12 protein-coding genes are annotated in these 11,375 nt (G+C 69.6%); 5 read left to right on the forward strand and 7 right to left on the reverse strand.

Features of this window, described 5'->3' with window-relative positions; genetic code table 11:
* Nucleotides 1–162 precede the first annotated feature (162 nt).
* The 3 genes from ACGFNU_RS01710 to ACGFNU_RS01720 all read right to left on the reverse strand — a co-directional run bounded on the left by ACGFNU_RS01710 (nucleotide 163) and on the right by ACGFNU_RS01720 (nucleotide 2,853).
* A complete protein-coding gene (locus ACGFNU_RS01710; protein WP_392589304.1) occupies nucleotides 163–1,569 on the reverse strand; it encodes a sensor histidine kinase in 1,407 nt (468 codons plus the stop codon).
* Nucleotides 1,566–2,270: a response regulator transcription factor gene (locus tag ACGFNU_RS01715; protein ID WP_392589305.1), complete on the reverse strand. Its 705-nt coding sequence runs from the start codon at nucleotides 2,268–2,270 to the stop codon at nucleotides 1,566–1,568. Before ACGFNU_RS01715 ends, ACGFNU_RS01710 begins: the two co-directional genes overlap by 4 nt.
* Before the next feature lie 94 nt (nucleotides 2,271–2,364).
* Nucleotides 2,365–2,853: a DUF5666 domain-containing protein gene (locus ACGFNU_RS01720; RefSeq protein WP_392589306.1), complete on the reverse strand. Its 489-nt coding sequence runs from the start codon at nucleotides 2,851–2,853 to the stop codon at nucleotides 2,365–2,367.
* Between the two features lie 371 nt (nucleotides 2,854–3,224).
* On the opposite strand from ACGFNU_RS01720, the gene ACGFNU_RS01725 reads away from it, so the two are divergent.
* Both ACGFNU_RS01725 and ACGFNU_RS01730 read left to right on the forward strand, forming a co-directional pair.
* A complete protein-coding gene (locus ACGFNU_RS01725; protein WP_392589307.1) occupies nucleotides 3,225–4,145 on the forward strand; it encodes a trypsin-like serine peptidase in 921 nt (306 codons plus the stop codon).
* A gap of 18 nt (nucleotides 4,146–4,163) precedes the next feature.
* Nucleotides 4,164–4,433, forward strand: a complete 270-nt coding sequence (locus ACGFNU_RS01730) for a carboxypeptidase-like regulatory domain-containing protein (RefSeq protein ID WP_392589308.1) — start codon at nucleotides 4,164–4,166, stop codon at nucleotides 4,431–4,433.
* A 58-nt stretch (nucleotides 4,434–4,491) separates the two neighbouring features.
* Here the strand turns inward: ACGFNU_RS01730 and ACGFNU_RS01735 are convergent, their stop codons facing one another.
* Nucleotides 4,492–5,001, reverse strand: coding sequence for a hypothetical protein (locus ACGFNU_RS01735; protein ID WP_392589309.1), 510 nt, complete (start codon nucleotides 4,999–5,001; stop codon nucleotides 4,492–4,494).
* Nucleotides 5,002–5,148: 147 nt separating this feature from the next.
* Entirely contained in the window at nucleotides 5,149–6,120 is a 972-nt protein-coding gene (locus ACGFNU_RS01740; protein ID WP_392589310.1) for an EamA family transporter, read from the reverse strand.
* Nucleotides 6,121–6,227: 107 nt separating this feature from the next.
* On the opposite strand from ACGFNU_RS01740, the gene ACGFNU_RS01745 reads away from it, so the two are divergent.
* Nucleotides 6,228–6,728 carry a MarR family winged helix-turn-helix transcriptional regulator gene (locus tag ACGFNU_RS01745; protein WP_392589311.1) on the forward strand — a complete coding sequence of 167 codons (501 nt, stop codon included), beginning with the start codon at nucleotides 6,228–6,230 and terminating at the stop codon, nucleotides 6,726–6,728.
* Between the two features lie 102 nt (nucleotides 6,729–6,830).
* On the opposite strand, the gene ACGFNU_RS01750 is transcribed toward ACGFNU_RS01745, so the two are convergent.
* Nucleotides 6,831–7,721: a DUF3455 domain-containing protein gene (locus ACGFNU_RS01750; RefSeq protein ID WP_392589312.1), complete on the reverse strand. Its 891-nt coding sequence runs from the start codon at nucleotides 7,719–7,721 to the stop codon at nucleotides 6,831–6,833.
* 994 nt (nucleotides 7,722–8,715) lie between these two features.
* Complete coding sequence (locus ACGFNU_RS01755; protein ID WP_392589313.1) at nucleotides 8,716–9,399, reverse strand: TetR/AcrR family transcriptional regulator; 684 nt, start codon at nucleotides 9,397–9,399, stop codon at nucleotides 8,716–8,718.
* 166 nt (nucleotides 9,400–9,565) lie between these two features.
* Here ACGFNU_RS01755 and ACGFNU_RS01760 point away from each other — a divergent pair, with 166 nt between their 5' ends.
* Both ACGFNU_RS01760 and ACGFNU_RS01765 read left to right on the forward strand, forming a co-directional pair.
* A complete protein-coding gene (locus tag ACGFNU_RS01760; RefSeq protein WP_392589314.1) occupies nucleotides 9,566–10,798 on the forward strand; it encodes an oxygenase MpaB family protein in 1,233 nt (410 codons plus the stop codon).
* Nucleotides 10,799–10,858: 60 nt separating this feature from the next.
* On the forward strand, nucleotides 10,859–11,263 hold the full coding sequence (locus ACGFNU_RS01765) for a DUF4259 domain-containing protein (protein ID WP_392589315.1): 405 nt from the start codon (nucleotides 10,859–10,861) through the stop codon (nucleotides 11,261–11,263).
* The last annotated feature ends 112 nt before the right edge of the window (nucleotides 11,264–11,375 follow it).

Raw genomic sequence — 11,375 nt, forward strand, 5'->3', positions numbered from 1 at the left:
TACGCAGATACTCGCGGCCGCAGGTAAACGCGGCCGCGGGTAAACGTGCTCGCACGTAAACGTGCCCGCAAGTAGATGGGTCCGCAGGTAGATGGGTCCGCAGGTAAATGGGTCCGCGGGTCCATGCGCGGCCGCGTGATGTCGCTTGCCGGGGCCGGCTCGTCAGCGCGGAGATTCGAGGGCCGGTGAATTCCCGGTGCCGGGCGAATGCGGCGCGCGGCCGTCCGGGATCGTCACGCGGACGGTGGTGCCCGCCCCGGGCTTGGAGAACAGGTCCGCGCGCCCGCCGTGGGCGGCGGCGATCGCGGCGACGATCGGAAGACCGAGACCCGCGCCGCCGCCGTGTTTCTCCGCGCTGTGGAAACGTTCGAACGCGCGGGCCGCGTCCTCGGCGCTCATGCCCGGGCCACGGTCGGCGACCTCCAGCAGCACGCCGTGGGGCGCACGGGCCGCGCGGACGGTCACGGGCGTGTCGTCAGGGGTGTGCACACGGACGTTGGCCAGGAGGTTCGCGAGCACCTGGCGCATGCGGGCCTCGTCCACGATCGCGGCCAGCGTGCCCGGCACGTCCACCTCGAACGAACGATCCGGCGCGACGGCGGAGGCGTCCGCGACCGCGTCCCGCACCAGGGCGGCCAGATCGGTCTCGGCCGGCTGCAACGACTGCCCGCGGTCGAGACGGGCCAGTTCCAGCAGATCGCCGACGATGCGGCTCATCCGCTGTGCCTCCTCCTCGATGCGGCGCATCGCGTCCGGCAGTTCCTCGGGGCCGAGCGCGCCGTGCCGGTAGAGCTCGGCGTACCCCTGGATCGTCGTGAGCGGCGTGCGGAGTTCGTGCGAGGCGTCGGCGGCGAACTCGCGGACGCGGGCCTCGGAGCGGCCGCGCGCCCAGAACGCCTGCTCGATGCGTTCCAGCATCACGTTGATCGCCGCGGCCAGCCGGCCGACCTCGGTGCGCGCGTCCACGTCCGGCATGCGGGCGCGCAGGTCGCCGCCGGTCGCGATCCCGTGCGCGGTCTCGGCCATCCGCCCCAGCGGCAGGAGCCCGCGCGCGATCAGGCTCCGCCCCAGCAGCGCCAGCAGCGCGATCAGTGCCGCGGCGCTGGCCAGCTCGGCGATCACGAGGTTGCGCACCTCCGAGTTGATCTCGTCCAGCGGCGTCGCGACCACGATCAGATTGCCGTTGCGGGGGGCGGGCCGGGCGACGGCGCGCATGTCGGCGAGCGAGAACGGTTCGAGGGTGGACGAGTGGTCGTGGAGCCCGGCGAACCCCAGGCGCCGGACCTCGGCGATGGCCGGGGCGGGATCCGGTTCGTCGTCGCTGAGCACGCGGATCTTGTCTTCCGGCGTCACCGACAGCACGATGAACGGCGCCGGCGCGGCCCCCTCGCCGGGGAGCCCGGGCCGGATCAGCCGCGCCACCGCCCTGTCACGCGCGGAACGCAGCTGGTCGTCCACCCGGCCCATGAGGTAGCTGTGCAGGAAGAATGCGCTGGCCAGGCCCGTGATCAGCAGCCCGGCGAGCGTCACCGCGAGCAACCCGGCCGTGAGCCGCGCGTTCAGCGTCATGGCCGGAGCGCGTAACCCACACCGCGGCGGGTGTGGATGAGCGGCGGGCCGAGCGGATCGAGCTTGCGCCGCAGATAGCTGATGTAGGTCTCCACGACCTGCCCGTTGCCGTGGTGCTCCCAGCCCCAGACGGCCTCCAGGAGCTGGGCGCGGGTGAGCACGCGGCCGACGTTGTGCATCAGGTGCGCGAGCAGGCGGAACTCCGTGGGCGAGAGATCGACCTCCACGCCCGCCCGGCGGACGGTCCAGCGCACCTCGTCGAGCTCCAGGTCACCGACGCGCAGCACCCCGTCCGCGGCCGGCGCGCCCTCGGCGGCCGGCCCGGGCGCCGCGCGGCGCAGGACGGCGCGCACACGGGCCACCAGGGCGTCGATGGAGAACGGCTTGGTCACGTAGTCGTCGCCGCCCAGCGTGAGGCCGGTGACGGTGTCCGACGGGGTGTCCCGGGCGGTCAGGAAGATCACCGGCACCTGGTCGCCGCCCGCCCGGAGGCGCCGGCAGACCTCGAACCCGTCGAGGTCCGGCAGCATCACGTCCAGCAGGATCAGGTCGGGCGGCCGGTCGCGGGCCTCGCGCAGCGCGGCGGCGCCGGTGCCGGCCGTCGCGGGGCGGAACCCGTGGAAGCGCAGCGCCACCTCGATGAGGTCACGGATGTTGGCCTCGTCGTCCACGACGAGAACGCGCTGCCGGTCCTCGCTCATGGGCTCCCCGCCACGTCCGTCCACCCTCGGGAAACCGACGTTACTGCAGCCTGGCGGTGAGGAGAACCGCGCGGCCGCCCGGCCCTGCCGCCGGTCAGCTCGGGGTCGCCCGCGGCCTGTCCTTCGCGCCCGGCACGCGGACGATCTTGGCGGTGCGCGTCGTGCCGTTCTGATCGCCCCACACCATCACCTGGTCTCCGTTGGCCACCTTGTCCAGCGCGGCCTTGGCCCGGTTCTTGCGCACCTTGGTGTCGCCGTTCGTGTTCCACGTCCAGCTCACCCCGTCGGCGCTGCGCACGGTCAGGCTCGTGCCGGTACGCGCCGTGACCTGGCCCCGCTGCCAGGCCATCTCCACGAACTTGCCGTCCCGGCGCACCGTCATCTCACCGTGCACGCCGCGCGCGGCGCGTGCGGCGTGGAGCCGCGGATGCCTGTGCTTCTGGCGGTCCGGTGCCGCCGAGGACGACGTCGAGGGCGAGGGCGACGGCTTGGCCGCGGCCGCCGGAACGGCGAAGGAGAGGCCCAGGGCGAGCAGTCCCGCCGCGCCGGCCGCCGCCACGCCGGTCTTCCTGTTGATTTTCATGGCTCCAGCCAAGCGGGGGCTGCTGCCAATCCCCATGGAGCCGCCTGGGAAATCCCTGGGAACCGGCTCGATCTTTCCCGAGTCCGTCCGGCCTCACCGGCACCGCGAATCCCCGCCCACTCACAGAGATCGGCCATTCACCGCGCGTCCCGATCCGGACAATTGACGTGGTGGACATCGGCGAGACGGCGGGTGTAGACCGGAAGTGCCGGACTGCAACGGATTTCGGCACCCGCACCGCCGCGGGAATTCCCGGCGGAAAACACTTAAGCGCCGCACGGCTTTTCGCTGCTATAGGCGCCCACCTGCCCTGCGTCAGCCATTCCATCATTCGTCGGCGAACGAGAAAGAGGCACGACATGCCGCAAGACATGCACACTCCCGTATCCAACGTGCCCGAGGAGGAGCCGCGCGCACCGCAAGCCGAGGAGTCTCCCGTCGTCCAGGAGCCGTCAGAGGGCACGGGGCAGGCCGCCGCGGGGCCCGCGACGAGCGACATCGAGCAGGTCGAGGGCTACCAGCGTCCTGACGGCGCGTCCGCCATGACATGGGTGACGCCGCCCGTCGAGCCGCCCGAGATCGGCGAGGCGTCCTTCGGCCGGCCGCCGCCGCTGACCGAGATCGTGCACGGCCCGGACGACCGCGTGCAGATCACCAACACGTCGATCTACCCGTGGCGCGTCCACTGCTACCTGCAGATCACCGCCGCGGACAACAGCCAGTGGCGCGGGACGGGCTGGTTCATCGGCCCGCACACCGTGGCGACCGCGGGCCACGTGGTCCACATCAAGAACAGCGGCGTCCCCGGCCGCGACGGATGGGTCAAGTCCATCAGCGTGATGCCCGGCCGCAACGGCACCAGCCTCCCGTACGGGTCCGTCACGTCCACCAGCTTCCGCTCGGTGACGGGCTGGACGAACTCCGGCGACGAGAACTTCGACTACGGGGCGATCATCCTGCCGACCGACCTCGGCTCCACCACCGGGTGGTTCGGCATCGGGATCTGGTCCGACAGCGACCTGCTCAAGACCACCGGCAACATCGCCGGATATCCGGGCGACAAGCCGGGCGCCACACTGTGGTACGACGCCCGCGGCGTGGCCTCGGTCAACGCCCGCAAGGTGTTTTATGACATCGACACGGCGGGCGGCCAGAGCGGAAGCTCGGTCTATCACTTCTACAATGGCGGCCGTTATGGATTCGGTGTGCACGCCTACGGCGGTGCGACGACGAATTCCGGAACGAGAATCATCCAGCCCGTCTACGATAATTTCGTGGCCTGGAAGGCGTAGCGAGGACGGGTCGGGACGTTGCTGATCGAGGGAGTGGTCCGGGACCGCGCCGGGCACCCGGCGCCGGGTGCGCGTGTCTTCTTCACCGCCGGTCCCGGCTCCTTCCCGGACGTGGCGGCGGTCACCGACGGCGACGGACGGTTCGTCCTCACCGCGCCGTCGCCCGGCGACTACACGGTGCAGAGTCAGGCGGACGACGGCCAGGCGGCCCGAACCACCGTGACAGTGCGGGCCGACGACACCCAGGTCGAGCTGCGCCTGTCTCCCGAGGCGCCAGGCCAGGGCTGACAGGGGCCGGGCCAGGGGGCTGAGCTCAGCCGGGCGGATCAGCCGTCCAGCGCGCGGATCAGCCGTCCAGTGCGCCGAGCCCGGTGAGGAGCCGCGCGACGTCGAGCCCGGAGGTGAGGTAGTCGACGAAGAGCGGGTTGTTCAGCGCCCACTTGGAGCGCCGGTAGCGGACGAGGAAGATCGCGTCTTCGGTCGAGTAGCCGAGGTTGACGAGGGTCTGCACGATGACGAGTCCGGAGCGGTTGTATCCCGAGTGGCAGCGCACCAGCACCCGGCGTCCGTCCCGCACGGCCTCCGCCGCCGTGTCGGCCAGCCCGCAGACCGCCTCGATCTGTTCGGGCACCAGCGGCCCGTCCGGGACCTCGACGCAGTGCTGCACGACCCCGACGTCGGGGCCGTGCCCGTCCCGCCGGTAGAGGCTCAGTACGAGGTCGAACTCGGCCGCGACCACCGCGCGCGCCCGCACGCCGGCGGCGTCGCGGTACACGTGCCCGCCCATCCACAGGCCGGGGACGATCTCGTCCCACGGCGCGTCCGCGTCGGGCGTTTCCCTGCCCTGGATCCGCATGCCATCGCCCCCTGCGGCGAGAACCGACGTTGATCAACCGGGGTCCACCGTAAGGGGTGGACGGACCTTTTGGACATCCTTCGAATAACACAACGAAGGCCGGGATCGGTCCCGGCCTTGGTCGCGAGTGGGCTGTGCGGTGTTCGGTCAGTGTTGACGGTGAAGGTCAGCGGTGACGGCAGGGTTGGCGCCGGCGGTGGAGTCAGCGTCGGCGGTGAAGGTCTGCGCTGATGACGGGGCCTGGCGGCGGGCCTGGCCGGCGACGAGGGCGCCGAGGGCGATCATGAGGCCGAGCGTCTGCCACGGGGTGAGGGTCTGGCTGAGGAAGACGATCCCGGCGAGGGTGGCGACGAGGGGGTTGACCAGGCCGAGGAGAGAGACCGAGGTGGGGGTCAGGTTGCCGATGCCGCGGTTCCAGAGGACGTAGGCGATGGCCGTGCCGATGACGCCGAGGTAGGTGAAGCCGGCGATGTTCTCGGCGGTGAGCGTGCTCGGCAGTCCTTCGTTCAGGAGGGTGAACGGCGCGATCATCAGGCCGCCGAAGGTCAGCTGCCAGCCGGTGACGGCCAGGAGCGGGACGTCGGGCCGTCCCCAGCGCTTGGTGAGCACGACGGCCAGGCCCATCAGGGACGTGGCGACGAGCATGACCCCGATGCCGAGCGGATCGATCCGGGCCTCAGAGGTCAAGGTCAGCAGCGCGACGCCGCCCGTCCCGACGAGCGCCGAGACCAGCACCCTCCGCGTGGGACGCAGCCGCAGGATACCCAGCGAGAGCAACGCGACGATCAACGGCTGCACCGAGCCGATGGTGGCGGCGACCCCGCCGGGCAGGCGGTAGGCCGCGAAGAAGAGCAGCGGGAAGAACGCGCCGAAGTTGAGCAGGCCCAGGACCGCCGACTTCCACCACCAGGAGCCGAACGGGAGGCGCCGGGTCACCGCCAGCAGGATCAGCCCGGCGGGAAGGGCTCTCAGCGTCGCGGCCAGGAGCGGCCGATCGGGAGGCAGCATCGTGGTCGTGACCACGTATGTGGTCCCCCAGGTGGCGGGCGCGTAGGCGGTGAGCGCGAGGTCCCGGACGTGGGGGAAGGACGCGGGGCGGGAGACGGCGATGCTGGCCATGTCGATCACTCCTCATTGATAATCTCAACGTTGAGATAACATCATGGACGTCGCCTCAACGTCAAGTAGATGAACGTTGAGATTATTTCCGTTGAGAGGAGTGGGCGATGACCGACGCCGTGGACGAGATCCGCGCGCAGTGGGGCCGGGAGCGTCCCGACCTGGACACCTGGCCGATGGGCATCGTCGGCCGGATCTCCCGGCTGTCGCGCCTGCTGGACCGCGAGCTCAAGGAGTTCTTCGCCGGCCACGGCCTGGAGTTCTGGGAGTTCGACGTGCTCGCCACCCTCCGCCGCGCCGGCGCGGCGGAGGGCCTCACGGCGGGCGACCTCAACAAGGCCGCGATGGTGACCTCCGGCGCCATCACCAACCGCATCGACCGCCTCGCCGCCAAGGGCCTGGTCGAACGCGTCCCCGACCCCCAGGACCGCCGGTCCGTCCGCGTCCGCCTCACCGACCATGGCCATGCCACGGTCGACGAGATCGTCGGCCCCCATGTGGAGAACGAGGCGCGCCTGCTGGGCGGCCTCGATCCCGACGAACGCAGCCAACTGGAGGGCACTCTCCGAAAGGTCCTCGAATCACTGGGAGACAAGTCCCTGGAGTAGCCGCCCGAGAGAGACACGGCAGCCGGGGAGTTGAATCGCCGCCTTTGGACAAGAACAGGCGGTGCGCCCGACAAGGACGCACCGCCTGGGCCCCCGCTTCACTTACACGGCGTCGATGAAGAGATAGTCGGCGCGATACGGAACCTCGGCCTTGCTGCCCGGCTCACAGGTTCCGGCCGGAGCGACCCCGCCCACCGTGTTGAGCCGCAGGATCTCGTTCATCCGGGACAGCAGCCCCTTGGGCTCGCCCGCCTGCGTCGCGGCCAGGTCGAGCTCCGCGATGTTGCCGGCCCCGTTCGGCGTCCGGGAGATCACGCTGCCGGTCACGGCGGACCCGTCCGGGGCCTGCCACTTCGGCGGTCCGGCCGGTCCGGGGTTGACGAAGAAGTGCGAGATGCCCCGCTGCAGTGACGCGCGCACGTTGTCCTGGGTGAACGCGAACGTGCCGTCCGCCTGCTGCGTGCAGGCGTAGATCTGGACGCCCTGGAGCACGGACGCCTTGAAGTTCTGCTGGAGCGCGCGCCGCATGTCGATGACGCTCGTCAGCTTGTGGACCTGCCCGCGGACGGCTCCCCCGGCGAACTGCCGGTTGTGCAGATCGATGTAGAAACTCCCGGGATCGTTCCGCAGCTGGTCCAGGAGTTTCCGGTCGGTGACCCGGACGGTCCCGCGCACCGAGTCGAGCCCGCTCGTCGTCGTGAAGAACGAGATCTTCGCGTCCCCGTTGGCGCCCTTCGCGCCCTGGTGGAGATCACCGCTCGCCGGAATGCCGATGCCACGGAACTGGATGGCGAACGACACCTGATCGCCCTTGACTCCCAGATACGCGACCGCGCTCCCGTCCGCGTCGCCTCCCGACACGACGTTGGCCCCGTTGAGGCTGGTGGCGAAGAACGCCGCCGGCTCGCCGTCCGCCGTGGCACCGGCCGCCGGCGCCGCCATGCACACCAGCCCGGCGGCCGCCACGGCCGCGATCGTGATCATGCGATTCATGGAGAACCCTCTCCTCGAAGGCCGGTGCCCCCTGCACCGGACCCGTCAGGCCATACACGGCCCTTCGTACACCCCCGTTCAAGCTGCCGAAAGAGAGCTGAATCACAGCAAATTTCCTGAACGCCGCACGCCACTCATCCCGTACTACTTTGAATCCCCTCTCCTCCATCTCTGGCTCTGACCTGCCCAAATACAAAAACTCCCTGCGGAGAGCAATTCTCACCGCCAATGATCATTTTCATCGAAAACTCACCTATCGGCTAAATCAAGTGAGATCGCTCCACTTTGGGCGTGGCCAGATCCGGTGCCGAACCGTTGATCCCAGGCGATCCCGAGCGCCTCGGCCCGGCCCATCTTCTCGACGGGCCGCTCCGGGAACTCGTGAAGTCATGCCTGAGCAAGGACCCGGCGCGCCGTCCGACAGCGCAGGACGTGGTCTACCGGATCATGGACCAGGGACGCGGGGACGCCGCCGTCGACCCTGCTCACCCCGCCGTTCCCAAACCCGCGTCCACACTCCCACCCGTCCCCGCGCCACGCCACCGAACCTCGCGAGCTTCGGCTCGCTCACCACGGGCCAGGAGGAATCCTGCGTTTGCGCGGCCGCCGTGGGCTGGCCGACCGTCATGGCGACCAGCGGAATGCCCTTGCCCCACGTACAGGTCAGCTGATCCTTGCCGGTCCCCGGAGCACCCGGTCGCTTGCCCTTGATCAGTTTGGCCAGCGGCGCGGTGAGGCGCCTGTCCTTGCACGTCGCATCGCGGCGGTCGCCGAAGGGGGAGCGGTTCCGGGCGACGTGGGCGCGGCCTGCGGTGCCGTCGTGGGAGTGGCCTTCCCGGCATCGTCACCGCCTCAGGCGGTGACGAGCGATCCGCTCAACGCGACGACCAGCGCTCCCCCGCGCGATCCGTGCCATGCGCCGATTATCGAAGCCGATCACCGTTTCGCGATCTCCGTGACCGACACACGCCATGCTCAACGCGTGCGGACGTGCCTAGCCTGGCCAGATCCCCGGGGCCGGCGGCTCCAGCATGGGAACGAGAAACCGCCGGGCCACGGCGGCCAGCTGCTCGTCGTCGTCGAGGTCGATGAGATGGCTGGGGATGGCCAGGAAGGAGGCGGAGACCCTGACCATCAGCTCGGCGACGTGGTCGATGTCCAGGTCGGCCGGCACGTTGCCCGCGCGCTGCTCGTGCCGCAGCTGGCCCGCGACGAACTGGCGCACGGTGGCGACGGTCCGGCCGCCGTCGCTGATCAGGGACGTCACCAGCAGGTCCGGCTCCGTGGTGATCAGGCCGCCGATCAGCGGGTTGCGCCGGATGGCGCGCAACGAGCTCACGAAGCCCAGCACCACCCGGTCCGCGGCGGTGGCGGCCCGCTCGATGTCGATGAGGAACTGGTCGAAGTAGCGGCGGAACTCCCGGCGGACGACCTGTTCGACCAGCGCGTCCTTCGTGGCGAAGCGCCGGTAGACCGTGATCCGCGAGACGCCGGCGCGGCGGGCCACGTCGTCCATGGTCGATCGCTGGATGCCCATCCGGCAGAACTGCTCATAGGCCGCGTCGAGTATCCGGGCCCGGCTCTCGTCCCGGTCGTCGACCTGCTCGACGGCGTCGATGTACGCGCGGTCGAGCAGTGATTCCTCGCCCGGGGACGTCCTGAGGAAGGGCTGTTCCACGTTCTCCTCCTAAGAGGATTCATTCTGCCCCGGCAGCCGGGCGGAAGAGGTCTTGTGATGCCCGACACAGTGTGCTCTCATTGGACTCACCGTCGATGATACGCAGATGCAGATTGCGTTTCATCGTATCAGGACGGCGCTCTCGACCCCGAGGAGGAGCGAACGCATGGAGACTCCAAGCAGGCGCAACGTGTTGACGGCGGGGGGGACGCTGGGCGCGTTCGGTGCGCTGAGCGCCGCGACGCCCGCGCGGGCGTGGACGTGGTCGCCGCAGGGCTCGGTGGCGGGCGCGGGTGAGGGCGCCGACCCGCGCTGGGTATGGGACGAGGAGGCCGACCCGCTGGTCGCCTCGCTGCTCGACCGCGGCGACGTGCCCAAGGTCAACAAGCTGCTGCGGACGTGGACCAAGAACGGTCAGCCGCTGCCGGCCGGGCTGCCAGCGGACCTGCGGGACTTCATGGAACGCGCGCGTCAACTGCCTGCGTGGGCCGACCAGGGCAAGCTCGCCACCGCCGTCGACTTCAACGAGAAGCGCGGGCTGTACCTCGGTGTGACCTACGGCTTCGCCAGCGGGATGATGAGCACGGTCATCCCCCGGGAGGCTCGCGCGGTCTACTACTCCAAGGGCGGCGCGGACATGAAGGACCGCATCACCAAGACCGCCAAGCTCGGATACGACATCGGGACGTCGAACGCCTACAAGGCCGACGGCGAAATGATCGTCACCTGCGTCAAGACCCGGCTGGCGCACGCGGGAGTACGCCACCTGCTGCCGAAATCCCCGTACTGGACGAAGGTCGCCGACGAGGAGATCCCCATCAGCCAGCGGGACATGATGGTCACGTGGCACAGCCTGCCCACGACCGTCATGCAGAACCTGGTCAAGTGGAAGGTGCCCATCCCGGCCGCCGAGTCCGGCGCCTTCCTGCACTCGTGGCAGGTGGCCGCGCACATGCTCGGCATCAAGGACGAGTACATCCCGGCATCGTGGAGCGAGGCCAACGCCCAGGCCGAGCAGGTCCTGACACCGGTGCTGGCCCCGACGCCCGAGGGCGTGAAGCTGGCCGACATCCTCCTCAACCTCGGCTCCACGATCGACGGCGGCCTTCTCACCAAGCCCATCCTCGGCTCGCTCACCCGCTACGTGCTCGGGGACGAGATCGCCGGCTGGCTGAAGATCCGCAAGGACCCGCTGTGGGACTCGCTCTTCCAGACGGCCTGGGAGCCCTTCGTGGCCGTCCGCGAAGGGCTGCTCTCGCTGGAGAAGGCGCCCGGCGCCCTCCAGAAGGCCTACTGGGCCTTCGACGAGATCCTGCGCATCGGGGCCCTGCTCTTCCTGTCCGAAGGAAAGGTGCCGATCAGCATCGAGATCCCGCAGACCAACAACCCGCATTACTGACGGCGACCGCGAGCGCACCGCTATCGTGTTCGCATTCCGGGCATGAATCGAGGAATGTAGATGGGCGCATGGGGCCACGGACCCTTTGAGAACGATGCCGCATACGACTATCTGGCCGATCTCAGAGACGGCGGAACGACAGCCGTCCCCGATGCGCTGCGACGAACCCTCACGGCGTTCTTGGCCTCTCAGACGGTCGAGGCCAAGAGCGCAGACCAAGCGATCACCGCAGCGGCCCTGATAGCCATGCGGGCGGGAGCCGCCGCCTCGGTCTCAGGCACCGTCCAAGACTTCCTGGAGTCCCACCCGTTCGCGTGGGACGACGAAATGCGAACATTGGCGTCGAAGGCGTTCACACACGCTTTGGAAGCCGAGAACAACGAATGGCTTGAAATCTGGGAAGACAGTGCCGGCAAGGTGGCTCAAGAGCTGGAGCCGTTCCGGCAAGCCGTGACCACCACCTGAGTCGTACGGCGCCTGGCCTGCGGCATCTCTTCTTGATCGTTTCGGCCTGCTTTGTCGTAGCGGCGCGATAGCGTGCCTGCGGTCGGTACGGTCCGTGGGCGTCGCATGACGC

Origin of the sequence: Spirillospora sp. NPDC048911, assembly GCF_043198015.1 — a bacterium.
Classification (GTDB): domain Bacteria; phylum Actinomycetota; class Actinomycetes; order Streptosporangiales; family Streptosporangiaceae; genus Spirillospora.